At 62.9% G+C, this 25,030-nt stretch carries 20 protein-coding genes and 1 tRNA gene; 11 read left to right on the forward strand and 10 right to left on the reverse strand.

Annotation, left to right across the window (positions count from 1 at the left end; all coding sequences use genetic code 11):
* Window positions 1–23 precede the first annotated feature (23 nt).
* The 6 genes from iolD (at window position 24) to AC72UB_RS14205 (ending at window position 6,658) form a co-directional block, all read left to right on the forward strand.
* Complete coding sequence (gene iolD / locus AC72UB_RS14180; protein WP_505190345.1) at window positions 24–1,886, forward strand: 3D-(3,5/4)-trihydroxycyclohexane-1,2-dione acylhydrolase (decyclizing); 1,863 nt, start codon at window positions 24–26, stop codon at window positions 1,884–1,886.
* Entirely contained in the window at window positions 1,886–2,866 is a 981-nt protein-coding gene (iolC, locus tag AC72UB_RS14185; protein ID WP_505190346.1) for a 5-dehydro-2-deoxygluconokinase, read from the forward strand. Before iolD ends, iolC begins: the two co-directional genes overlap by 1 nt.
* Window positions 2,867–2,877: 11 nt before the next feature.
* Window positions 2,878–3,717, forward strand: coding sequence for a 5-deoxy-glucuronate isomerase (locus tag AC72UB_RS14190; protein ID WP_505190347.1), 840 nt, complete (start codon window positions 2,878–2,880; stop codon window positions 3,715–3,717).
* Window positions 3,714–4,565, forward strand: coding sequence for a class II fructose-bisphosphate aldolase (locus AC72UB_RS14195; RefSeq protein ID WP_505190348.1), 852 nt, complete (start codon window positions 3,714–3,716; stop codon window positions 4,563–4,565). The genes AC72UB_RS14190 and AC72UB_RS14195 overlap by 4 nt, the downstream gene beginning before the upstream one ends.
* 272 nt (window positions 4,566–4,837) lie before the next feature.
* The gene (locus tag AC72UB_RS14200; protein WP_505190349.1) at window positions 4,838–5,353 is read left to right on the forward strand and encodes an Lrp/AsnC family transcriptional regulator; all 516 of its coding nucleotides are present in this window, start codon (window positions 4,838–4,840) and stop codon (window positions 5,351–5,353) included.
* Between the two features lie 162 nt (window positions 5,354–5,515).
* Window positions 5,516–6,658, forward strand: a complete 1,143-nt coding sequence (locus AC72UB_RS14205) for a glycine cleavage T C-terminal barrel domain-containing protein (protein ID WP_505190350.1) — start codon at window positions 5,516–5,518, stop codon at window positions 6,656–6,658.
* Window positions 6,659–6,828: 170 nt separating this feature from the next.
* Here AC72UB_RS14205 and AC72UB_RS14210 read toward each other — a convergent pair.
* The 4 genes from AC72UB_RS14210 to AC72UB_RS14225 all read right to left on the reverse strand — a co-directional run bounded on the left by AC72UB_RS14210 (window position 6,829) and on the right by AC72UB_RS14225 (window position 9,236).
* Window positions 6,829–6,905 (reverse strand) — tRNA-Arg (locus tag AC72UB_RS14210).
* Window positions 6,906–6,917: 12 nt separating this feature from the next.
* A complete protein-coding gene (locus AC72UB_RS14215; RefSeq protein WP_505190351.1) occupies window positions 6,918–7,385 on the reverse strand; it encodes a GNAT family N-acetyltransferase in 468 nt (155 codons plus the stop codon).
* Between the two features lie 3 nt (window positions 7,386–7,388).
* Window positions 7,389–8,852 carry a hypothetical protein gene (locus AC72UB_RS14220; RefSeq protein WP_505190352.1) on the reverse strand — a complete coding sequence of 488 codons (1,464 nt, stop codon included), beginning with the start codon at window positions 8,850–8,852 and terminating at the stop codon, window positions 7,389–7,391.
* Window positions 8,853–8,924: 72 nt separating this feature from the next.
* A complete protein-coding gene (locus AC72UB_RS14225; RefSeq protein WP_463289538.1) occupies window positions 8,925–9,236 on the reverse strand; it encodes an ETC complex I subunit in 312 nt (103 codons plus the stop codon).
* 337 nt (window positions 9,237–9,573) lie between these two features.
* On the opposite strand from AC72UB_RS14225, the gene uvrB reads away from it, so the two are divergent.
* Entirely contained in the window at window positions 9,574–11,757 is a 2,184-nt protein-coding gene (gene uvrB / locus AC72UB_RS14230) for an excinuclease ABC subunit UvrB (RefSeq protein WP_505190353.1), read from the forward strand.
* A gap of 3 nt (window positions 11,758–11,760) precedes the next feature.
* Here uvrB and AC72UB_RS14235 read toward each other — a convergent pair whose 3' ends face one another.
* Window positions 11,761–12,099, reverse strand: a complete 339-nt coding sequence (locus AC72UB_RS14235; RefSeq protein ID WP_505190354.1) for an antibiotic biosynthesis monooxygenase family protein — start codon at window positions 12,097–12,099, stop codon at window positions 11,761–11,763.
* A gap of 99 nt (window positions 12,100–12,198) precedes the next feature.
* Between AC72UB_RS14235 and AC72UB_RS14240 the strand changes: the two genes are divergently transcribed.
* Both AC72UB_RS14240 and AC72UB_RS14245 read left to right on the forward strand, forming a co-directional pair.
* Window positions 12,199–12,984, forward strand: a complete 786-nt coding sequence (locus AC72UB_RS14240) for a formate/nitrite transporter family protein (protein ID WP_505190355.1) — start codon at window positions 12,199–12,201, stop codon at window positions 12,982–12,984.
* On the forward strand, window positions 12,981–13,175 hold the full coding sequence (locus AC72UB_RS14245; RefSeq protein WP_505190356.1) for a hypothetical protein: 195 nt from the start codon (window positions 12,981–12,983) through the stop codon (window positions 13,173–13,175). Before AC72UB_RS14240 ends, AC72UB_RS14245 begins: the two co-directional genes overlap by 4 nt.
* A 3-nt stretch (window positions 13,176–13,178) precedes the next feature.
* Here AC72UB_RS14245 and AC72UB_RS14250 read toward each other — a convergent pair whose 3' ends face one another.
* The gene (locus AC72UB_RS14250) at window positions 13,179–13,478 is read right to left on the reverse strand and encodes a hypothetical protein (protein ID WP_505190357.1); all 300 of its coding nucleotides are present in this window, start codon (window positions 13,476–13,478) and stop codon (window positions 13,179–13,181) included.
* A gap of 257 nt (window positions 13,479–13,735) precedes the next feature.
* Between AC72UB_RS14250 and AC72UB_RS14255 the strand changes: the two genes are divergently transcribed.
* Window positions 13,736–17,029, forward strand: coding sequence for a Hint domain-containing protein (locus tag AC72UB_RS14255; protein WP_505190358.1), 3,294 nt, complete (start codon window positions 13,736–13,738; stop codon window positions 17,027–17,029).
* Between the two features lie 219 nt (window positions 17,030–17,248).
* Here AC72UB_RS14255 and dacB read toward each other — a convergent pair whose 3' ends face one another.
* Entirely contained in the window at window positions 17,249–18,718 is a 1,470-nt protein-coding gene (gene dacB, locus AC72UB_RS14260; RefSeq protein WP_505190837.1) for a D-alanyl-D-alanine carboxypeptidase/D-alanyl-D-alanine endopeptidase, read from the reverse strand.
* Window positions 18,719–18,758: 40 nt separating this feature from the next.
* Window positions 18,759–19,358 (reverse strand): nicotinate-nucleotide adenylyltransferase, encoded by a 600-nt coding sequence (locus AC72UB_RS14265; protein WP_505190359.1) that lies wholly within the window; start codon window positions 19,356–19,358, stop codon window positions 18,759–18,761.
* 105 nt (window positions 19,359–19,463) lie between these two features.
* Between AC72UB_RS14265 and ettA the strand changes: the two genes are divergently transcribed.
* Entirely contained in the window at window positions 19,464–21,119 is a 1,656-nt protein-coding gene (ettA, locus tag AC72UB_RS14270; RefSeq protein WP_463289528.1) for an energy-dependent translational throttle protein EttA, read from the forward strand.
* 681 nt (window positions 21,120–21,800) lie between these two features.
* Here the strand turns inward: ettA and AC72UB_RS14275 are convergent.
* Window positions 21,801–22,088, reverse strand: coding sequence for a hypothetical protein (locus tag AC72UB_RS14275; RefSeq protein ID WP_505190360.1), 288 nt, complete (start codon window positions 22,086–22,088; stop codon window positions 21,801–21,803).
* 290 nt (window positions 22,089–22,378) lie between these two features.
* Entirely contained in the window at window positions 22,379–25,012 is a 2,634-nt protein-coding gene (locus tag AC72UB_RS14280) for an HAD-IC family P-type ATPase (protein WP_505190361.1), read from the reverse strand.
* Between the last annotated feature and the right edge of the window lie 18 nt (window positions 25,013–25,030).

Consider the following 25,030-nt stretch of genomic DNA (forward strand, 5'->3'; position numbering starts at 1 on the left):
CCCGTTCGAAAGGCAGATGGACGATGCAGGATACGATCAGGCTGACCGTGGCCCAAGCGATTGTGCGCTGGCTGATGAACCAGTTCATCGACATCGACGGGGTGGAAACCCGCATCTGCGGCGGTGGTTTTGGCATCTTTGGCCATGGCAATGTGCCCTGTCTGGGCGAGGCGCTATATCCGGTGCATCAGGATTTGCCGCTCTATCGCGGTCAGAATGAGCAAAGCATGGGCTTTGCGGCGGCCGCCTATGCCAAATACCACCTGCGGCGTCGCTTCATGTTCTGCACCGCCAGTGCCGGGCCGGGGACGGCGAACCTTTTGACCTCGGCCGCGCTGGCTCATGCGAACCGCCTGCCGATGCTGATGCTGTGTGGTGATACCTTCCTGACCCGCCTGCCCGATCCGGTGCTGCAACAGTTGGAGCATTTCGGGAACCCGACCTTCGGTGTGAACGACGCCTTCAAGGCGGTCAGCCGGTATTGGGACCGCATCACGCACCCCGCGCAGATCCTGCAATCCCTGCCCGCTGCTTTGGCCACAATGCTGGACCCGGCCGATTGTGGGCCTGCCTTCATCGGCCTGCCGCAGGATTTGCAGGGCTGGGCCTATGATTACCCAACCGCCTTCTTTGCCCGCCATGTCCACCGTATTCGCCGCCAGTCGCCCGATGTGCTTGAGATTGCCGAAGCTGCAGCCCTTTTGAAATCCGCCAAGCGCCCAGTGATCGTGGCGGGCGGTGGGGTGCAGTATTCGGGTGCGGTGGGGGCGTTGACGGCCTTTGCCAAGGCGCATGGCATTCCGGTGGTGGAAACCATCGCGGGGCGGGCGAACCTGTTGTCCGGTGATCCCTTGAACATTGGCCCCTTAGGCGTGACCGGGTCTGACAGCGCCAATGCGGTGGCGGGTGCCGCAGATGTGGTTCTGGCCGTCGGGACTCGCCTGCAAGACTTTACCACCGGGTCGTGGACGGTCTTTGCCCCCGACGCCCGCCTGATTGGCCTGAATGCCGGGCGGCAGGATGCGGCGAAGCATCAGTCCTTGGCGGTGGTCGGCGATGCCAAGCTGGGCCTTTTGGCGCTGGGGGCCGCCTTGGGCGATCACCGGGCCGATGCGACCTGGCTGAGCGCCGCGCAAGCGAATCGCCGCACATGGGACGCCTATGTGGCGGGCAACGTCGCCCACGGCAACCGGCCCAACTCCTACGCCCAAGCCATCGGCGTGGTGAATGCGCTGTGTGACCCGCGTGACCGGGTGGTGACGGCGGCGGGCGGCCTGCCTGCCGAGGTCACGGCCAACTGGCGCACGCTGGGCGTCGGCACTGTGGATGTCGAGTTTGGCTTTTCCTGCATGGGCTATGAGATCGCGGGCGGCTGGGGCGCGCGCATTGCCCAAGCGGAAGCCGAACCCGATCAAGACACCATCGTCTTTGTGGGAGATGGCAGTTATCTTCTTATGAATTCAGATATTTACTCGTCGGTCCTAACGCAGAAAAAGCTGATCGTTCTGGTCCTTGATAACGGCGGCTTTGCCGTGATCAACAAGTTGCAGAACAACACAGGCCAAGCCAGCTTTAACAACCTGATCGCCGATTGCCCGACAGTGCCCGCGCCTTTCGGGGTGGATTTTGAGGCCCATGCCCGCGCGATGGGGGCCCATGCCGAAACTGTGGCCAATCCGGCGGAACTGGGTGCGGCCTTCCAACGCGCCAAGGCGGCGGCGAAGACCAGCGTGATTGTCATGCAGGTTGACGCCTATGAGGGCTGGACCACCCAAGGCCACGCCTGGTGGGAGATCGGCACCGCCGAGGTTTCGGCAAATGCCCGCGTGACCGAAAAACATGCCGAGGTTGAGGCAGGTCGCGCGGCCCAAAGGCCGGGCGTCTGATGGGATCGCTAAGCCAGTTGGGCGCCAAGCCCTGCCTTGTGATCGGTCGCGCCGGGATGGACCTTTACGCCGATCCGCCGGGCACGGCGATTGAAGAAGCCACGCGGTTTACCACCGCCCTTGGCGGATCCTCGGCCAATATCGCTGTGGCGCTGATGCGGGCGGGTGGGAAGGCTGCGCTGCTGACCTGCGTGTCGGATGATGCGGTGGGGCGCTTCTGTCTGGCGCAGCTGGATCACTACGGCATCGACCGCACCCATGTGCGCAGCATCGCGGGCGAGGCGCGCAACTCGCTGGCCGTGGTGGAAAGCCGGTTGGAAAACTGCCAATCCGTCATTTACCGCAACGGCGCGGCGGATTTTCAGATGTCGATGCAGGATGTTGAGGCGGTGGATTACACCCGCTTTTCGGCCCTGATCACCACGGGCACAGTGCTGGCCTCTGAACCTTCACGCAAGGCGGCCTTTCGCGCCTTTGATCTGGCCCGCGCGGCCGGATTGCCGCTGATTTTCGACGTGGATTACCGCCCCTATTCCTGGGCCTCTGCCGAGGAGGCCTCCCAAGTCTATTCCCGCGCTGCCGCCCTTTGCGATGTGATCGTCGGCAATGATGTGGAGTTCGGGTTTATGGCTGGGGATTTCGAGAAAGGGCTCGAGAAGGCCCGCAGCCTGATCGCCGAAGGCGCGCAGATCGTGGTCTACAAGATGGGCGAAAAGGGTGCGATCACCTTCAGCCGCGGGGCCGAGATCAAAACGGGCATCTTCCGCACCGCCACCTTGAAGCCCACCGGGGCGGGCGATGCGTTCTTGGGCAATCTTGTCGCCAGCCTTGCGCGGGGCAGCGGCTTGGAACAGGCGGTGCTGCACGGATCTGCCGCCGCCGCGATTGTGGTGTCGCGTGTTGGCTGCGCCCCGGCCATGCCCAGCCGCGAGGAGCTTGACCGCTTTAACACCTTTCACAATGGCCCCACCCCGGCCTGACAGGACACCCCATGCATATCGCCCCTCATGACAACCAAAACCGCCCCATCGTCGAGATGGACCACCCGTTGGTGCCCTATGTCTATTTCAACATTGTGCGTCTGACGGCAGGGCAGCATTTTGACTATCGCACGCCGGGCTACGAGACCTGCGTGGTGCCCGCGACTGGCACGGTGACGGTGGACTGCGCCGGGGAGACATTCGCGCAGATCGGCCATCGCGGTGTGGATGTCTGGGATGGCGAGCCTGAGGGGGTTTATGTGCCGACCGACACCGGTTGCCGCATCACAGCCCTGACCGACACCGAGGTGTTCATCGCAGGTGCCAAATTCGCAGAAACCCTGCGCCCGTTTGCGGTGCGGGCGGCGGATCTGGACCGGGTGCAATATGGGTCTGACGACACCAAGACGCACCGAAAGATCAAGCACATCCTTGGCGCGGCCTATCATGACCGCGTGGGCCGCCTGTTGGTTAGCGAGCTGTTCACCGTCGGTGCAGGCGGCTGGTCGGGCTTTCCCAGCCACAAGCATGACACCGACCGCCTGCCGGATGAAACACGCCACGACGAATGCTATAACTTCCGTTTTCGTCCCGATTACGGGTCTGGCCTGCAAATGCTGCAGCGGGTCGATAATGAACCGGGTGACGCCTATCACATCATGAACCGCTCAACCGTGTTGATCGACAAGGGCTATCACCCCTGCTGCGTGCTGCCGGGCTATGAGATGTATTATTTCACCATCCTTGGCGGCCAAAGCCAGCGCAGCCTGAAGCAGTATTTCCAACCCACCCATGCCGCGCAACTGCACACCATCCCCGGCATCATGGACATGGTGGCCAAGTTCAAATGACGCTTGTGACACTGGCCCAAGTTCTGCAACCGGCGCTGAAGGGCGGTTATGCCGTGCCGGGGCTCGTGTGCTTGGGCTGGGAGGATATGCGCGCCTATGTCGCCGCCGCTGAGGCCGAGCGCGCGCCGATCATCCTACAGGCGGGCCCCGGCTGCCGCGCGCACACCCCCTTGCCCATCCTTGGGCGCATGTTCCGGCATCTGGCGGAGGAGGCATCGGTGCCGGTCGTGGCGCATCTCGACCACGGCTATACGCTAGAGGAGTGCCGCGCGGCCTTGGATGCGGGGTTTACCTCGGTGATGGTGGACGGATCAAAACTGCCGCTGCAGGCTAACATCGACCTGACCGCCGCCGTGGCCGAACTGGCCCATGCGTCGGGGGCGTCCTGCGAAGGCGAGATCGGCTTTGTCGGCTATGCCGGAGGGGCGGCATCGGCGGGCACAGACCCGGACGAGGCCGCGCGCTTTGCCCGGGAAACTGGCGTGGATGCGATGGCGATTTCCATCGGCAACGTCCATTTGCAGCAAGATGCCGGCCAGGGCCTCGACCTTGACCGCCTGCGCGCGATTGAGGCGCTGACGCCCGTGCCGCTGGTGATCCACGGCGGGTCTGGCGTGCCAACCGCAGAGCGCGCGGCACTGGCCGCGACCAGCAATATCTGCAAGTTCAACATCGGCACGGAATTGCGCATGGTCTTTGGCACGGCCCTGCGCGCGGCACTGGCGCGTGACCCCAGCCAGTTTGATCGGATTGAGATCCTGCGCGCCACGGAAGCCCCCATGACGGCCGCCGCGCAGGCCGTGATCCGCAATCTGGGCGCCCATGGTCAGGCAGAGGCTGCGGGGTAGGCCTTTGGGTGATTGATGGGCGGCGAGCGGTTCCTCAAGAACGCGCAATCCTGCGAGGCGAGCCCCAGTGTCGCATAGTCAATCAACGGTTCTCCATGCTACATCGGCCTCCTGATCGCTGCGATCCGACCGAAGCAAGCGACTGCAACGCCCGTTTAAGGCTCCGCCATCTACATTTGCTGGCATTTGCAGGTCTGGCGGCGTAAACAGCGCCGATATGTCCTTGGAACTGGCCCCCTTGCACAGTTCCCCAACCTGCAGTCGGTTCCAAGATGAAGCCCTTCGCGCTTGACGCCGCCGATATTCGGATTCTCTGCGCGTTGCAGGATCATGGGCAGCTGAGCAAGTCGCAGCTGGCCATGATCGTTGGCCTTTCGCCCACCCCCTGCTGGTCGCGGCTGAACCGACTTAAGACGGCGAAGCTTATCCAAGGCTATCATGCCGACCTCGCGCTGGCGCAGATTGTCGAAATGGCGAAGGTCGTGGTGACGGTCTCGCTCAAAACCCATCGCAAGGCCGATTTTGAAAAGTTTGAGAACTTTGTCCAAGCCACGCCCGAGGTGACGGAGTGTATCTCGACCGGTGGCGGGATGGACTATGTCATGACCGTGGTGACCACCAGCCTGCCCGCTTTTCAAAACCTGATGGAGGCGATGCTGGACGCCGATTTGGCGATTGACCGGTACATGACCTATATCGTCACCCGTCAGATCAAATCGACCCGTCCCGATCTTGCAAGGCTTGCCGCGGGGCAAGGTCTTAAACCCGATGCAGGGCCAAAAGACTGATCGGTCTGTCTTGCTGATAACTTTGGTCTGATCGGTCTTTTGGCGCGCGATTTTTGGCCCGCTTGTCTGGTACTCTGTGCCTAGATTCTTGTCATCAACGAACCCTCGCGCGGTCTGGCCTCAGGTTTTGAGGCTCCAGACCCACCAGAAAAGGCACATCAGATGACAACCGTCCAGAACTTTGGCTTCGGCACGCAGATCCGCAAGTCCCCCTATTTTGATGCCACGGTGCGCTGGGGGGCAACGGCGTTTTCGGTCTACAACCACATGTATATTCCGCGTGATTTCGGAAACCCCGAGCAAAACTTCTGGAACCTGATCAACGATGCCATCCTGTGCGATGTTGCCGTTGAACGTCAGGTGGAAATCGCAGGGCCGGATGCCGCGCGCTTTGTGCAAATGCTGACGCCGCGTGATTTGTCCAAGCTGGCGGTGGGTCAGTGCAAATACGTGCTGATCACCAATGCCGAAGGCGGCATCTTGAATGACCCTGTTCTGCTGCGGCTGGAAGAAAACCGCTTTTGGCTGTCCTTGGCGGACACCGATATCTTGCTGTGGGCCAAGGGGGTTGCGGTACATTCGGGCATGGATGTCACCATCCACGAGCCGGACGTCTCGCCCTTGCAGCTGCAAGGCCCGAAATCGGGCGAGGTGATGCGCGCGCTCTTTGGCGACAGCATTATGGATCTGAAATACTATTGGCTGCGACGTGTCGAATTGGACGGCATCCCGCTGATCGTGTCGCGCACCGGATGGTCCAGCGAGTTGGGCTACGAGATTTACCTGCAGGATTCGGCTGATGGCGATAAACTGTGGGAAAAGATCATGGCAGCGGGTCAGCCCTTGGGGCTGAAGCCGGGCCATACCTCGTCGATCCGGCGGATCGAAGGGGGGATGCTGTCGTATCATGCGGATGCCGATATCAACACCAACCCTTATGAGTTGGGGCTTGATCGGCTGGTGAACCTGGAAAGCGGCGCCGATTTCATCGGGAAGGCGGCCTTGCAGCGCATCAAGGACACGGGTGTCAGCCGCAAGCAGGTGGGCTTGGTGATTGAAAGCGCTGCCCTAACCGGGCCGAACACCACTTTCTGGGCGATTACGAAGGATGGCGCGGCGATTGGCAAGGTGACCTCGGCCATCCACTCGCCGCGGCTGAAGCAAAACATCGCGCTTGCGATGCTGGCCGTGGATCACACCGCGATTGGCACGCGGGTTGAGGTCGTTACGGGCAACGGCACGCTCTCAGCCACCGTGGTAGAGCGCCCGTTCTACGACCCGAAAAAGACGCTGGCCGCGTCCTGATCTGAGAGACCGCGCGCGAAAAAGGGCGCGGTCCGTCCAGCTGCGCTGGCAATGCGTTAAGGCGGCTTGGTAAGCTAGTGGCTGACAACCGCACCTAGTTTGTGGCGTTGTTGCTGACCGCAGGCAGGGGGCTTGCCCTTGCCCCTTACGGCGTCAACACACCAAAGGATTGGCGATCCCGGGAGGACTCGAACCCCCGACCCGCCGCTTAGAAGGCGGCTGCTCTATCCAGCTGAGCTACGGGACCAGTGAGGGTCTTTTAGACCAAGCTCTTGGTCATGAAAAGGCTGTTGGGGTCATCCCAATAGCCTTCAAACGGGCCGCAGATGCTGTAGCCCGCGCGTTCATAAAGCGCGCGGGCGGCGATGAAGGTGGGTTGCACCCCGGTTTCCAAGGACAACCGCGTCACACCCGATGCCCACGCGGTCGCCTCGACATGGGCGAGCATGGCTTTCGAAAGACCCCTGCCCCGCGCCTCGGCCAGCACATGCATCGACTTGATCTCGGCATGGGTGGGATCTGACAGCGCCTTAAAGGCCCCCATGGCCAAGGGTTGCCCCGCCTCGCGCGCGACAAAGAACTGCACCGCCGGGATGGCCAGCTCCGAGGCATCCATCATATGGATGCTTTCGGGCGGGGTGTCGGCGTGCATGTCGGCGGTGTGACGCGTGAACAAGAGCGTCAGATCCGGGCCGACCGGGCTTTCCTTGGCAATGGTAACCGCCATGGCTTACTGACCGCCCCCCATCATGTCTTGACCGTTGATCAACAGACCCCCGGCCTCGGTCGCCTCGATCTCCCAGATCAACTCGCCATCGACGCCGGGCTGCGACATCATCTGCGCCATGCCAAGCATCATGCCCATCTCTTGCAGACCCATTTCGGGCGGGCTGGCCAAGAGCGCCTCGTTGATCTTGTCCATCCCGGTCAGGCCGATGCGGGCTTTGCCCACGGGCATCGGCATCGCGGGACCAACGGCCATGCTGGCCTCATAGGTCAGCCTGTAGCCCGGCGCGTTGGTTTCACCGGGCGCGATAGTGATGTCGAGCGAGCCTTCGGGCAGGATCGCTGAGAGCAACTGCATGCCGAACTCAGGGCCTGCGGTGGCATCTGCCGGCAGATCCAACAAGCCCAGCGCCAGCGCCGCACCCGCGGCCGGATCAAAGCGCGATGCGGCGACGTCCAGCGTCATATCCGTCGGGACCATCGCGGCGGCAAAGGGTGGCACCAGGCCCTCAGGCAGGGACAGGCCCTTGAAGCTGATCGCCTCGCGGAATTTGCCCTCAGCCACCGCGCCGTTCACGTCGATGGTCAGCCCCACCTCATCCATGCCCACCGGACCCATCGGGGTTTCCAGCGTCAGGGTCTTGTAAGCCCCGGTCATTTGTAGATTGGCAAAGATCGGCATGGCGGCTTCAAGCGCGGCCTTCAGCCCAGCCTTGTCCGCCTCGATCATGGCCGCGTCGGGGCGGGCGACGAAATAGGCCAAAAGCCCGTAAAGGCCTTTGGGCTGATAGCCGGTCATGCCGCCCTCGGCGCTGCCCTCGGCCATAGTGAGGACGAAGGGCATCGGCGGCATGCCTTCGCCACCCGGAATGGTCATTTCATAGCGCAGATTGCCCGAGCTGGTCGTGAACTGGCCATCCACCCCGCCCGCCGCGCCCGCCTGCGCTGTGCCCTCGATGGTGACGCTGTCTTGGGTCACTTTCATCACCATTTCGCCCAAAGTCGGGGCGATCTGGGTCTGCTCGGTGAGCATGTTGCTCAAAGCAAGGCTGTAGGAGGAGGTATCGCCCAAGGCTTCATCGAAGGTGCCGGTCAGCAAGAACTGCTCATACTCGGTCTTTGTGGTCATCGCGCCGGGGATGTCATAGGCGACCGACACCGGCTGATCGACCTCATAGGCCCAGGTGCCGTCGCCATTGTCGGCCAGCGTCATCACGATGGGGGTGATGGTCGAGGTCATGCCAACCTCGGCCGGGACTTGGGCCAACAGGGAGGCGGGATCGAGCGTCACCTGATAGGCATCGCCGTCCACGGCCACGGTCACAACGCCCTCGGTGGTGCCAAGATAGGTCTGGAACACCGCCAAAAGATCCGCCGCGCCCTGATCGGTGGCCTCGGCCAAGACGGTGGTGGACCATAGGGTCATGGCGCAGGTCAGGCCCAAGGCCGAAGTTGAGATAATCCGCATGAAATCACCTTTCAAAGGAAGGGCTGGCAATGAAACCGCCCGCCGACAAGGGCGGGCGCGGCGGGCAATGTCTTAGTGTGTCCAAGCGCCCTTGCGGTTGGTGGCGAAGTTTTCGCCATAGCCGCCGGGGCGGATGTTGTGCTTGCGCGGCTTTGGTTCAACCACCTCGGCCTCGATCCCTTTGGAGGCCGCATAGGCCAGCGCCGCCTCGCGGCTGTCAAAGCGCAGTTTGACCTGGGTCTGCGTGTCGTTGGACGAGGTCCAGCCCATCAACGGATCAACGGTGCGTTCCGCGGCGGGCGCATATTCCAGCACCCAAAGCTTGGTCTTGCCGACACCCGACTGCATGGCGGTTTTCGCGGGCTGATAGATGCGGGCGCGCATGGTGGAACCTCCCTTGGGCTATGGTCGGGTTATTCCGAAAACTGCGGGAAAGTGCAAGGGCCGAAGGCGCGCAAGATGCTGCCGGCTGGTCACGGGGAGTGTGGGTGGGGTGTGTGGTGCGACCAGCCGGCAGCGAGGTTTGCTGCTTGCAAGGTCAGTTTGCCCCAGCCCCAGCCGCCTTGCAACCCAAAGATGCAATTTTTAGGCGCCTTTCCCCTAAAATTGAGCCGGCATTGTTCACGTTCCCTTCATCAAGCTGAACAAAGCCTTACCAGAACCGCCCGCAACCCTTTCTCTAGAACAAAAACAGAATAGATTGCGGGGAAAGGGAATCACCATGCCCCACAACAATGCCAACCTGCCCACTGAACGCCCCGAAGTGCTGACCCGGCCGAAGCTGGAGGGCGGCAAACGCTTTGTCATGCAGACGCCGTTTCAGGCGGCGGGCGATCAACCCGCGGCGATTGCCGAACTGGCCGCAGGGGTGATGGCGGGCGAGCGCGATCAGGTGCTTTTGGGGGCCACCGGCACCGGCAAGACCTTTACCATGGCCAAGGTGATTGAGGAAACTCAGCGCCCAGCCATCATTTTGGCCCCCAACAAGACCTTGGCGGCCCAGTTGTATGGCGAGTTCAAAGGCTTCTTCCCCGATAACGCCGTCGAATACTTCGTGTCTTACTACGACTACTACCAGCCCGAAGCCTATGTCGCGCGCACCGACACCTATATTGAGAAAGAATCCCAGATCAACGAACAGATCGACCGGATGCGCCACTCGGCCACCCGGGCGCTCTTGGAACGGGACGACGTGATCATCGTGGCGTCTGTGTCGTGTATCTATGGTATCGGCTCGGTCGAGACCTATTCGGCCATGACCCAAGACCTGACCGTTGGCCAGCTTTACGACCAGCGCAAGGTGATTGCCGAACTGGTGGCCCAGCAATACCGCCGCAACGATCAGGCATTTTCGCGTGGCGCGTTCCGGGTGCGGGGCGACAGTCTGGAAGTTTGGCCCGCCCACCTTGACGACCGGGCCTGGCGCTTTTCCTTCTTTGGCGAAGAGCTTGAAACGATTGTGGAATTTGATCCGCTGACGGGGGCCAAGACCGACAGCTTTGAGCAGATCCGCATCTATGCAAATTCGCACTATGTCACCCCGCGCCCGACGCTGCAGCAGGCGATCAAAGGCATCAAGGATGAGCTCTTTCACCGCCTGAAACAGCTGAATGTCGAGGGCAAATTGCTTGAGGCACAACGGCTGGAACAGCGCACCAACTTTGATCTTGAGATGCTGGAGGCAACGGGTTCTTGCGCCGGGATTGAGAACTACTCGCGCTGGCTGACGGGGCGGCAACCGGGCGAGCCACCGCCCACCCTGTTTGAGTTCATCCCTGACAATGCCATCGTGTTTGCCGATGAATCCCACGTCTCGGTGCCGCAGATTGGCGGCATGTACAAAGGCGACTTCCGGCGTAAGTTCACGCTGGCCGAACACGGGTTCCGCCTGCCCTCGTGCATGGACAACCGCCCGCTGAAGTTTGAGGAATGGGACGCGATGCGCCCGCAGTCGGTCTTTGTCAGCGCCACGCCCGCGAAATGGGAGTTGGAGCAGACCGGCGGCGTCTTTACCGAACAGGTCATCCGCCCCACTGGCCTGATTGATCCGCAGGTCGAAATTCGGCCCGTAGAAATGCAGGTTGACGATCTTTTGGACGAGATCCGCAAAGTCGCGGCGCAGGGCTTGCGGGTGCTTGTCACAACGTTGACCAAACGGATGGCCGAGGATCTGACCGAGTATTTCCACGAACAGGGCATTCGCATCCGCTATATGCACTCGGACATCGACACCATCGAACGCATTGAAATCCTGCGCGATTTGCGGCTGGGGGCGTTTGATGTGCTGGTGGGGATCAACCTCTTGCGCGAGGGCTTGGACATTCCGGAATGCGGGCTGGTGGCGATCCTTGACGCTGACAAAGAGGGCTTCCTGCGCTCAGAAACTTCGCTGATCCAAACCATCGGGCGGGCGGCGCGCAATTCCGAAGGCCGGGTCATCATGTATGCGGATCGCATCACCGGGTCGATGGAACGGGCGATGGGCGAAACCAACCGGCGCCGCGCCAAGCAAGTGGCCTATAACACCGAACATGGCATCACGCCGACGACCATTAAGAAGAACGTCGAAGACATCCTTCTGGGCATCTATCAGGGCGACACCGACCAGTCGCGGGTGACGACCAAGGTCGACAAGCCCAATGTCGGCCAGAACCTTGCTGCGCATCTTGATGCGCTGCGTCTGGCCATGCGCAAGGCGGCGGAAAATCTGGAATTCGAAGAAGCCGCCCGCCTGCGCGATGAGGTCAAGCGGCTGGAGGCGGTAGAACTGGCCGTGGCTGACGACCCCTTGGCGCGCCAGTCGGTGATCGAAGAGGCGGTGGATGAGGCCGTGAAGGCGCGGGGCCGCAGCACGGGTGGCCGCGCGGGGATGCGGGGTGGCAAGCGCTCGAACCGGGGGCGGTAACGCTCAGCTCTTCGACAAGACCCCCACCACCTCATACATCACCGGCTCAAATCCTTTGCACAGCGCGTTGATCTCGCGGTTTCGGTCGCGCATTTCGTGGGTGCGCAGCATGGCCTGATAATCCTCGCGCACGCGCCATTGCGAATAGTTGCAGACCCGCGTCATTGCGTCGTTCATGTGGAGCCCGGCGGCCACAAAGCCCGGCTGATGGCGGATGACTTCGTCATAGGCGGCTTGCAGCTTTTCGATCAGGTCATGGGCGGTGGCGGGGGTCATCTCGAAGGTGGTGATGACGGTCTGCCCCACAAATCCGGGGGTAATGGTCAGGTGATGGTCGTGCATGGACGGTCCTCCCTGCCCCGCAGTCTGCCACGGATGGCGCGAAAAATCATCCCGTTTCCCAACCGGACAGGTTAGGCTTAGCCCCATGGGAGACCCGACATGCCGAATGACCATGACGCCTATAAACCCGCCGAGATTGCCGCGTTGATCGAACAGGTCGGGGTGGCCAAGGCCCGGTTGCCCCTTGGCCAAATGCTGACACTGGCGGTGCTGGCCGGGGCCTTCATCAGCTTTGGCGCGGCGGGATATCTGATGGTCATGACCGGGGCGGATGCGGGCTTTGGCCCGCAGCGACTGCTGGGCGGCATTGTGTTTTCGCTGGGCCTGATCCTTGTGATCGTCGGCGGGGCCGAGCTGTTCACCGGCAATGCGCTGATGGTGATGGCGGCGGTTGACGGCAAGATCGGCCTTGGCGCGCTGTTGCGCAATTGGGGGGTGGTCTATGTCGGCAACCTGCTGGGCGCTGTGGGGGTTGCGGGGGCTTTCTGGTTTGGCGGGCTGACGGATGGCGCCTTGGGCCAGACCGCCGCGACTGTCGCCACCGCCAAGGCGGCGGGCAGCGCCGTGCCTTGGCTGGTCAAGGGGGCCTTGTGCAACGCGCTGGTGTGCCTTGCGGTCTGGCTGTCGTTTTCGGCGCGCGACACCACGGGCAAGATCCTAGCGATCCTCTGGCCGATCTCGACCTTCGTGCTGTTGGGGTTGGAACATTCGGTCGCCAATATGTTCTTTTTCCCGCTTGGCCTGCTGGCCGGGGCCGACATCCCGGTGGCCTTGGCCCTGAACAACCTGTTCTGGGTGACCTTAGGCAATCTGCTGGGTGGGGCCGGAGGGGTGGCGCTGGCCTATCGCTATGCCTATCTTGGGGCCAAAGGGGACCCCAGATGAGCAACAGTCCGAAATACAAGTTCCTTGACCGCAACCATCCGTTCTTTGCCAAGACTTGGGTTCGCGCGGTGACGGTGGCGGTGCCCGCCGGGATGGCGGCGCTGGAGTTTTCCATGGCCAGCCCCGGCTTTGGCATCCTGTTCGCCGCGGCTGCCGCTTGGGCGCTGTGGGAGTTGTTCCTGCGCGCCTGAGGATCAGCAGCGGATGCTGCCCCGCATTTCGCCGCTGTCGCCTTGCAGCGTGCTGTCCACCAGTTTGCAGCCCGTCACTTCGGGGATCAGATCGATCATCGTGGCCCGGATCGCCCGATGCGCGCCGCGCGGCGCATATCCCAGACGAACGACCTCAACCCGTTTGTCGGTGTGAAACACCATATAGCTGCGGCCATCGCGGCTGACCTCGCTGCGCTGGGCTCCGAAAAATTCAGGCGCGGGATGCGCGCCACAGCCGACCAAGGCGACAAGAAAAAGGAGGGAAATCCATCGCTGCATCATGCCGTGAGCCTGCCAAACCAAGGTTAACAGGGCGTTAAGGCGACATGGAAACAGGGCGTCAGCGCCTTGATTTCGCGGCGACTTTGCCACGTTCGCGAGACAATCATTCCATTTTCGCCGTATTTGTCATGATTTTGCCCCAATTCACGCGCGCAACAGATCATATAAGACCAAAGCCCCCAAAGGGGCGCCATCCCAGAACAGACCCGACCGGGCATCAGACCCAAGGCGGGCGCGGCAGAGCAGGAAGAACCGACGTGCCCGTTTTCAATGGCACTTCCGGCAACGACACCCTCACCGGGGGCACCGGGGCCGACACGCTGAACGCCTTTGGCGGCAACGACTCGCTCAATGCTGGGTCGGGCAACGATGTTTTGTTCGGTGGCGACGGCAATGACACGCTGAACGGCGGCAACGGCGCAGATACGTTCTATGGTGGAACGGGCAATGATATTGCGACCTATGCCTCGGCGACAGGCGCGGTTTCTGTGAACCTGTCCACCGGGCTGGGCAGCGGCAACCATGCCACGGGCGACGTTCTGTTTGAGATCGAGCATCTGATCGGATCGAACTTTGCCGACACGCTGACCGGTGACAGCGGGGCCAACAGCCTGTTTGGGGGCTTGGGCAACGATTCCCTTTACGGCGGCGATGGGGGTGACACGCTGATCGGCGGCGGCGGGTCGGACCGGCTTTTTGGGGGCGACGGCTTTGACATTGCCGATTACAGCGGCTCAACCGCAGCGGTTTCGGTCAACCTTGCAACAGGTTTGGGCAGCGGAGGAGATGCAGCGGGCGATACGCTGACCGGGATCGAAGGCGTTATCGGGTCAGGGTTTAACGACACGCTGATCGGAGCGGCGGGGAATGAATATCTGCTTGGCGGCGCGGGCAATGACAGCCTGAGCGGCGGCGCAGGGGCCGACACGCTGGACGGCGGCGCGGGCATCGACTGGGCGAATTACGCCAGTTCGGGCGCTGCGGTGAATGTCGATCTGGCGGCCGGCACCGGGCTGGGCGGCGATGCGGCGGGCGATGTGCTGGCTGGGATCGAGAACCTCGAAGGTTCGGGCTTCAACGACAGCTTGCAGGGCGATGGGCTGGCCAACAGCCTGTCAGGCGGGGCGGGCGATGACCTGCTGATCGGTGGGGCCGGGGCCGATACGCTGGTGGGCGGGTTGGGCAGTGACACCGCCGATTACAGTACCTCGGCTGCGGGCGTGAACATTGGCCTGACGGGGACGCCGGGCCTTGGGGGTGATGCTGCGGGCGACAGCCTGACGGGGATCGAAAACCTCACAGGCTCGGGCCTGAATGACACGCTGACAGGCGATGGCGCGGCCAATATCCTTGCGGGCGGCGCAGGCGATGACATCCTGCAAGGCGGAGCCGGGGCCGACACGCTTTTGGGCGGCAGCGGCAATGACACCGCCTCATATGGCAGTGCGACGGCGGGGGTCAGCGTCAACCTGGCCACCGGCTTCACGGGTGGCTTTGCGGCGGGCGACGTGCTGGGCGGGATTGAACACCTGATCGGGTCGAACTTTAACGACACGTTGATCGGCGACAGCGGTGCCAACCTTTTGGACGGTGGCGCTGCGGATGATCTCTTGGTCGGCGGCGCGGGCAGTGACACGCTGATTGGCGGCACCGGAATTGACACGGCGGACTATTCCGCCTCGGGCGCGGGCGTCACGGTGAATTTGACCACCGGCGCCGGGGCTGGGGGGGATGCGGCTGGCGATGTGCTAAGCCAGATCGAGAATATTCTGGGCTCAAGCTATGCCGATCTGCTGATCGGGGATGGCACTGCCAACAGCCTGAGCGGCGGCGCGGGGGATGACAGCCTGTATGGCGGCGCGGGCAGCGACAGCCTGTTTGGTGGCGATGGCAATGATCTGCTGCAGGGCGGCGCAGGAGCCGACCGGGTCGAGGGCGGCGCGGGGATTGATACGGCCGATTACTCGGACTCAACCGCCGCCGTGAACGTCAACCTTGCGAGCGGTAGCGGAGCTGACGGCACGGCGGCCGGGGACACGCTGGTTGGGGTCGAAAACCTGTTCGGCTCGGTCTTCAACGACTCGCTTTACGGCAGCACTGGTGACAACTCCATCCGCGGTGGGCTGGGCAACGACCTCATCGACGCGGGCAATGGCGACGACACCCTGAATGGCGGTGCGGGGCGTGACACGCTCTATGGCGGCCAAGGGATGGATTACCTTGACTACTCCGACAGCAATGCCGCCGTGTCGGTCAACCTCGGCGCGGGCACGGCCTCGGGCGGGCATGCCACGGGAGATGTGCTGGCCGGGGTGGACGGTATCTTCGGCTCGGCCTTTGACGACACGCTGATCGGCTTTGACAACCAAGGGCTGGTGGGTGACGTCTATACCAACGTCTTTTTCGGCGGTGGTGGGAATGATTACATCGATGTCGGCGCGGGCAATGACATTGCCAATGGCGATGAGGGCAATGACACCATTCTGGCCGGCGCGGGCGATGACGTGGCCACGGGCGGCGAGGGCAATGACGCCATTTATGGCGGCACAGGCAATGACACCGCCGATGGCGGCACAGGCGATGATCTGATCGACGCAGGCACCGGCAATGACAGCGTCACGGGCGGTGAAGGCAATGACAGCCTCTATGGCGGGGCAGGCAACGATACCCTGTTTGGCGGCACAGGCAATGACCTGATCTCGGGCGGGGCGGGGGCAGACAGTCTGGTTGGCGGCGCGGGGTCTGATACCTTTGTCGGCGGCATTGGCGATACCATCGTGGGCGGCGCGGGTGACAATGACGTGCTCGACCTGTCCGGCGCGGGCCCCTACCGGATCATCAAGGACCCCAGTGACCGGACTTCGGGCACCGTCGAGTTTCTGGATGCGCTGGGCAATGTCATCGGCACGCTCAGCTTTACCGGCATCGACGCCGGGATCGCCTGTTTCACCCCCGGAACGCAGGTGGCCACCCCCTCTGGCCCCCGCGCGATTGAACGCTTGCAACCGGGCGACATGGTCCTGACGCGCGACCGGGGCTATCAGCCGATCCGCTGGGTGGGGGTCAAAAGCTTTGGCACCCATGACTTGCAGGCCAATGCCGCCTTGCAGCCGATCCTCATCCATAAGGACGCCTTCGGCATGGGCGTGCCTGAGCGTGACATGAAAGTGTCGCGCCAGCATTGCCTGTTGCAAAGCGGCTCGCGGGCCGAGTTGTATTTCGGCGAGGACGAGGTTTTTGTCCGCGCGCTGCACATGGCAGGCCAGCCCGGAATTGTGGAAGCGGTGGTGCAGGAGGTGACCTATCTGCACCTGATGTTCGACCGCCACGAGGTGATCTTGGCCGATGGCATCTGGAGCGAAAGCTTCCAGCCCGCCGCGCGCAATATCGGCGGGTTGGATGATGCGGCGCGCGATGAGCTGTTTGCGGTCTTTGCCAACGCGCCCGAACCCGCACACCCCGAGGCATATGTCTCAGCCCGCTTAACCCTCAAGGCGCATGAGGCGCGGTTGCTGCTGGCCCCCGAGGCGCCCCGGCGAAAGGCGGCCTAGCTTTGCCTTTTGATGGCGCGAGAGATCAGGCTGCGTAATGTGGCTTCGACAGCGCCGCACAGAGGCTGGCGCGGTAGTCGATGCCCAGCTTTTGGTAGATCGCCCGCGTCTGGCTTCTGACCGTTGCGGGGGCAAGGTCCCGCCCAACGCGGCAAATATGAACCCATGGCAGGCAATTGAAATCACGTGATTTTCTTGGCGCAGACCAAGCGACTGATGTCAAAGATAGGCCTCGCTCCAAGCCCGGATCAACTGGTGATGCAGACGGCGTGCGCGCCGGGTCCAGCTTCGCCCGCCTTTGGGCTGTTCCCGCTCGTCCATCGGCACGGCTGCACGACGCGTTGGGTCAGCGGCGATAATGGCAAAGGCCAACTCGCCCCCCGGTGCGGCGACATAGCCCGCCAGATTGGACACGAAATTCAGCGTGCCGGATTTCGCGTGAATGCGCACAGGGTTCGATTGCAGCTCTTTTCCCTCGTCATCGGCCAGTCCCTTTTCGCGCATCAGCCCCGCCAAAAGGTCGCCATGGCGGGCGGCATCGGCGCGCAGCATGACCTTGACCAGATCCTCGGCAGTGATCGCCGATTGCACGCCAAGGCCTGAATGATCGACAAACCGCGCCGCCAGCCCAAAGCGCCGCCGCGCCCAGTCGCTCATCGCGGCGCCAGACCCCAAAAGGCTGCCCGCCCCGCTGGCCATCAGGCCCACGGCCTCGGCGGTCAGGTTGGTGGAAAAGCGCAGCATATCGGCCAAGACGGCGGTCAGATCTTCCCCCTCATGCGCCACGATCTCCACCGCATCTGCGGGCGGCTGGGCCATGATCTCGGCACGCGGAAGCGTCAGGCCATGGGCGGCGGCCAACGTGGCAAAGACCTCGGCCACATAGGGCGTGGGGCGGCGCACGGGTAGCCAGCGGCTGCCCGCCTCGCCCAAGGCAGGCTCGGCCACGGTCCAACGCTCGGTCGGATCGCTGCCCTCATAGGCAAAGATCGGTGCCTCGCGTGCAGCCAAAGCCACCTTGACCCCGGCGACGGGCGGCACAAAGCGCGCGCCCCGCGCGTCCATCGCCAATTGCCAGCCCTGCCCTGCCGGTTTCCATTCGAAATGCACCCGGTTGTAGTTCAGGTTCAGCCCGGAAATCGCCGGGTTATAGCCCAGATGGTCGGGCTGATCGGCGGCAATCCGGGCATGGGCGGGCAAGGCCCCGTCGCAGGCGATGAACCGGCCCGACACCGCGCGCAGACCCGTGGCGGCAAGGGCAGCGGCCAGATCGCCCAAGTCGTCGGTGTCAAGGTTCGGATCCCCCCCGCCGACCAGATAGAGATCCCCCTCAAGCCGCCCGTTCACCACCGGCCCTTGTCGCATCAGCCGGGTGCGAAAGCGGAAGGCGGGGCCAAGCTGCTCGAGCGCATAAAGCGAAGTGATCGCCTTGGCGACCGAGGCGGGCGGCAGGGGCAGGCTTGCATCTTTCGAGGCCAGAACCAGGCCCGTGGCGCGGTCAGCGACCACATAGGCCAAAGCGCCCGAGAGCTTGGCCGCCTCGATCAGGCGGTTCAGCGCGCGGTCCTCGCCCGGCTCGGGCCGACGCTTGGGGCGCGGGACAACAGATGGGGCTTCGGCCCAGACCGGCTGCGCCGCCGCCGCCATGCCTGCCATTAGCCCGCCTATCAGCGCCCGCCGCCCGATCATTCCTGCCAAGACCCCTGCCCTGCCTGCATCTTCTCGCCCGCTAGACCTTCCACTCGCCCCGCGCCCGGATGGCGCTGGACGAGGCCGTACTCATCGGCATGTTGACGAACGCCCAGACCGGGGCACGTTGCCGCCCCAGACCCTCGCCGCGCTGCACCCGATGCACACGGAACGACTGCGCCGCGACCGACATCCGCGCCGCCACACCCGAGCCCGGCCGCGCCAAAACCCCCACCGGAACGCTGCGTAGGATGTCGCGCCAACGGCCCCAGCGGTGGAACTGCACGAGGTTGTCAGCCCCCATCAACCAGACGAATTTGACACCCGGATAGATCGCCCGCAACCTGTCGATGGTATCGGCGGTGCGCTTGGTGCCCAAGGCCAGCTCTAGAGCCGTCACCTTGATGCGCGGATGGCCTTTGAGCACCGCCTTGGCCCGCGCCAACCGCTCGGCCATCGGGGCAGGTTGACGGGCTTTCAACGGGTTGCCGGGGGTCACCAGCCACCAGACCTGATCCAGCCCCATCCGCTTCATCGCCTCATGGCTCAGATGGGCATGCCCCTCATGGGCAGGGTCAAACGACCCGCCCAAAAGGCCAATGACCATGCCCTTTGTCGCTATGGGAAACCCCGACCGCATGGCCCCTCCAGAATCCGGGCGTCACCATCCCCGCACACGTTGCCCTTGTCCACAACAATCGCTACATAGCCCGCAACCCGCAAGATCACCTGTCAGGAGCCCGTCATGGCCAGCTATCAATATGTCTACCACATGGAGAACGTCTCCAAGACCTATCCGGGCGGCAAGACCTGCTTTGAAAACATCCACCTGAACTTCCTGCCCGGCGTGAAGATCGGGGTCGTCGGTGTCAACGGCGCCGGTAAATCGACACTTTTGAAGATCATGGCCGGGATGGACAAGGATTTCAAAGGCGAGGCTTGGGCCGCCAAGGGCGCCAAGGTCGGCTATCTGGCGCAAGAGCCCTATCTGGACCCGGCCCTGACCGCCAAAGAAAACGTGATGCTGGGCGTGGCCGAACAGACTAAGATTCTGGAACGCTACAATGAACTTGCCATGAACTACTCGGACGAGACCGCTGATGAGATGGCCGCGCTGCAGGACCAGATCGACGCTGGGAATCTCTGGGAGTTGGAGGCGACCGTGGGCGTCGCCATGGACGCGCTGCGCTGCCCGCCGGATGACGCCGATGTGACCACGCTGTCGGGCGGGGAACGCCGCCGCATCGCGCTGTGCAAGCTCTTACTTGAAAAGCCCGACATGCTGCTCCTCGACGAACCGACCAACCACTTGGACGCCGAATCCATCGCTTGGCTGCAAAAGCACCTGATCGACTACAAGGGCACGATCCTGATCGTCACCCACGACCGTTACTTCCTGGATGACATCACAACGTGGATTCTGGAACTCGACCGCGGCCGGGGCATTCCTTACGAGGGCAACTATTCGGCATGGCTGGACCAAAAGGCCAAGCGGATGCAGCAAGAGGCCCGTGAGGACAAATCCAAGCAAAAGGCGCTGGAAAAGGAACTGGAGTGGATCCGCTCTGGCGCCAAGGCCCGCCAATCCAAGGGCAAGGCCCGTCTGGCGCGCTATAACGAAATGGCCGGCCAAACTGTTACCGAACGCGCCTCGCAGGCGCAGATCATCATCCCCAATGGCGAACGTCTGGGCAACAAGGTGATCGAGGTTCAGGGTTTGAAGAAAGCCATGGGTGACCGCTTGCTGATTGAAGATCTCTCCTTCACCGTGCCGCCGGGCGCGATTGTGGGCGTCATCGGGCCAAACGGCGCGGGCAAATCCACCCTGTTCCGCATGATCACCGGCGGCGAGCAGCCTGACGAGGGCACCATCACGCTGGGCGACACTGTGCATCTGGCCTATGTCGACCAGTCGCGCGATGCGCTGGACCCGGGTAAGAACGTCTGGGAAGAAATCTCGGGCGGGGCCGAGGTCATTCATCTGGGTGACATGCAGGTCAACAGCCGCGTCTACACCGGGGCCTTCAACTTTAAGGGCACCGACCAGCAGAAGAAGGTTGGGTTGCTATCAGGCGGGGAACGCAACCGCGTTCACATGGCCAAGCTGTTGAAATCGGGCGGCAACGTGTTGCTCCTTGACGAACCGACCAACGATCTGGACGTGGAAACCCTGCAAGCGCTGGAAGCCGCCATCGAAGATTTCGCGGGCTGCGCGATCATCATCAGCCACGACCGCTTCTTCCTTGACCGTCTTTGCACGCATATTCTGGCGTTTGAGGGCGATGCCCATGTCGAATGGTTCGAGGGCAACTTCGAGGCCTATGAGGCCGACAAGGTCCGCCGCCTGGGACCGGACGCGCTGGAGCCGAAGCGGGTGAAGTATAAGCGGTTCTCGCGGTAAGAAAACGTAGGGTGCGCATTCATTGCGCACCCCATCCCCACCCTGGGCCGCGCCCGACCTCGGGACGACGCGCCAACGCCCATGCTAGGCGCTTTATCTCCCAACCCCTCCCACCGCAGTTCTGCTGGCAACCGTTGCAACGCGCCCTCCCGGGGAGATGTCGGGCCATGCCATTGGCTTCTCAAACCAATGGCAAACCCGGCGGAGCGTTCGCGCCTTGATTGCGGGCCAAGGGGCGCATGTGGCAGGCGTTCGGTCTTACCCGGCCCGCGAAAGCGTTCGCGGGCGTTCGAACCTGAAAACGCTCCACTGGAGCGTTTTCCCCCGCCAAGGGGCGGGGCGGTTCTCACCCCAAATCCTGATCCCTGATAACACCGCCCCCCGGCATCTGCCCTACGCTGGATCCATAAATCCCACTGCCACAAGGCAAACACATGGAGTTTCAGATGAAGGGTATCATTGCTTGGTTCTTGGGCGTCCCGCTGATCGCGATCATCGCGCTTTACTATTTCGACTTCTTTTAGGCCAAGGCGAATGGGCGGTGGGCAGATGGCCCACCCCACCCACGCCCATAAAGAGTTCAACCGAACCCGTGCCCCGATCCACCCGAAACGCTGACACGGCACAGGCTGCCCGGCATCGCTGCCGGACAGCCCATATCGTTGGCAAATCCTGAACGCCTTAGATCCGGGGGCCGGGATAGCTGATATCGTCGAAGCGCACGGTCTCATACCCCATCAACTCAGCCGTTTCCTTGCCAAAGCCGCTGGGTCCGATGATCCACTTCAACTCTCGCGGCTTAAGCGGCTTTATCTTCGGTTTTGACTTGGGCTTTGGTTGTTCGGATGCCAAGGCCGATGTCTGCCCGCCGCTGATCACGATCTCGCCAGCAACGATGAACTGCCCTTTGATCACCTGGTCCGCGCCAACCTGCTGGATGCTTTCCACCAAAAAATACTGCTGTCCCATCTGAATTCCTTTGTTCAAATGTGAAAATGAAAATCGCCTGCGTCCAGAAATGAGCGTCAGGAGGGAACCCCAAGCCCAGTGTTCACTAAAGCTAGGAATCCCCAACCGGACAAGCAAAATTGGGACAAGGCCTGCCGCTTGATCCCAGACGCAGGGCTTGCACCCACACCAACCGCCGTCCAGAAGCCAGCCGCGCCCAGGGTTGAGCCTTTACCTTGGGTTCATGCAGTCTTCGAAATCAATTTCTTTCAGACATTTACACGCTTTTGACCTTGGGCACGCTTGATCAGTCACCCCATGCGCAGCCCCAATCGGATCTGCTTTTCAATCTCGATCAACACGAAAAATGCGGCGCCGATGCCGACGATCAGCACGCCATCCCACAACGGCACCGGCCTTGTGCCCAAGACCGCCTGCAGCGCGGGCAGGTAGGTCACCGCGAATTGGGCCGCCGTGATGGCCAGAACCACCGTCCAGACCACCCGCGTCCCCCGCACCGCTGCCCATGTCAGTGAGGTGCTGTGGAGGTTGCGGATAAAGAACAGGTGGAAAATCTCCAGCACCACCAGCGTGTTCATCGCAAGGGTCTGCGCCAAGGCCAAGGGATAGCCCCGGTCTATGGCATAGCTGAACACGCTGAAAACCGCCGCTACAAACAGCCCGGCCACCAGCACCACATGCCAGACCAGCTGTCCTGACAGGATCGGCATCTCGCGGCGGCGCGGGGGGCGGGACATGGTGCCGGTCTCAGTCGGCTCGAAGGCCAGAGCGATGCCCAGCGTGATCCCGGTGATCAGGTTGATCCACAGGATCTGGACCGCGGTCATCGGCAAGGCTATCCCTGCGAGCAATGCGACAACGATCACCAAGGATCCCCCGGCATTGGTGGGCAAGGTCCAGCTGATGACCTTTTTCAGGTTGTCATAAACCGTGCGCCCCTCGCGCACCGCGGCCGCGATGCTGGCAAAGTTGTCGTCGGCCAGCACCAAATCGGCGGCCTCCTTGGCGGCCTCAGACCCTTTCAGCCCCATGGCGATGCCTGCGTCGGCGCGCTTCAGTGCTGGGGCGTCGTTCACCCCATCCCCCGTCATGGCCACCGTCAGCCCAGCGGCCTGCAAGGCGGTGACAAGGCGCAGTTTGTGTTCGGGGCTGGTGCGGGCAAAGACATCGACCGATCCCACCTCCAGCGCCAGTTCAGCCTCGTCCAGCCGATCAAGATCCGCACCAGTGAGCACGCGGTGGGGCGTCTCCAGCCCGATTTGGGCGGCGATGGCCGCCGCTGTTCCAGCATGGTCGCCGGTGATCATTTTAACCCGGATGCCCGCCGCCCGACATTCCGCCACGGCGGCAATCGCCTCAGGGCGGGGTGGATCGATCAGGCCGACAAGCCCCAGAAAGGTGAGGCCGCTTTCCAAGGTCTCGGCGTGGATCTTGGCGCCCGCCTCAACTCGTTCAGCCAGCGCGAGCACGCGCAGACCGCGCCGCGCCATAACCTCGGCCCTTGCGTGCCAATGGCGCTGGTCAATGTCGCGGCACATGCCCAGCACCCGCTCTGTCGCACCCTTGACATGGGTGACGCGGCCCAAGGATTCCTCACTCAGCACAGCCATAAACCGGTGGCGGCTGTCAAAGGGCAGCACGTCCAGACGTTGGGCCGCGATGCCGGGGCTGACCTTGCCCGCAAAGGCCAAAAGCGCACCTTCCATCGGATCGCCCTCGACGGTCCAAAGGCCACCCTTGTCAACAAGGGCGGCATCGTTGCACAAGGCTGCCGCCCGCGCGAGCCGGGTCAGATCGCCCGTTGGCGTGATCCGGCCCTGCGGGGCATAACCCTCGCCCGCCACGGCAAACACCCCCTCGGGCGTTTCCACCGCTGCCACCACCATTTCATTACGGGTAAGCGTGCCGGTCTTATCGGTGCAGATCACCGAGACCGAGCCAATCGCCTCAATCGCCGGCAGGTGGCGCACGATGGCATGGCGGCGCGCCATGGCCTGCACCCCGATGGCCAGCGTAATGGTCATCACGGCGGGCAAGCCTTCGGGAATGGCCGAGACTGCGATGGCAACGACGGTCATGAACACTTCGGTAAAGGCCATGTGACCGACGAAATAGCCCCAGGCCAGCAAAAGCCCGGCCGCCGCAAGGATAAGGAACGACAGCCAGCGGGCGAAATGGTCCATCTGCGCCACAAGGGGCGTGGTCAGTTCCTCGACCCCAGCCAGAAGCCCTCCGATGCGGCCAATCTCGGTGCCTGCACCGGTGGCCACCACCAGCCCGCGCGCCGTGCCTTGGGTCACCAGCGTGCCCGACCACAGCATGGACCGGCGGTCGCCCAGCGCGGCATCTGGCGCGACCGGGTCAGGCGTCTTGTCCACCGGCACGGATTCACCGGTCAGGATCGCCTCTTGCGCGGCCAGACCGCGCGCCTCGATCAGGCGCAGGTCCGCCGGAACCTTGTCACCCGGTTCCAACAGCACGATGTCGCCCGGCACCAAAACAGCCCCCTCCACCGCCTGCCGGCGCCCATCGCGCAAGACCGCAGCGCGCGGGGCCAGCATGTTGCGGATCGCGGCCATGGCGGTTTCAGCCTTGCCTTCCTGCAAAAATCCGATGCTGGCATTGGCCAGCACCACCGCAAGGATCACCCCTGTATCCACCCAATGCTGCAGCGCCCCGGTTACGGCGGCGGCGGCCAAAAGCACATAGATCAGCACATTGTTGAACTGAGCCAGAAAGCGGCGCAAAGGCCCCCGGGCATGAACCTGCGGCAACAGGTTTGGACCATGACAGGCCAGACGGTCGGCCGCTTCGGCAGAGGAAATCCCGGCCTCGGTCACGCCAAGGCTTTCAAGGCACGCACCGATGGGCCGGGCATGGGCCAGACTGGGCGATTGGAAGGTCGGTCCGGATGGTGAGGTCATATGATCCCTGCTTCCGTG

It is taken from the genome of Allotabrizicola aquatica (SeqCode) (genome assembly GCF_965194375.1).
Classification (GTDB): Bacteria; Pseudomonadota; Alphaproteobacteria; order Rhodobacterales; family Rhodobacteraceae; genus Tabrizicola_A; species Tabrizicola_A aquatica.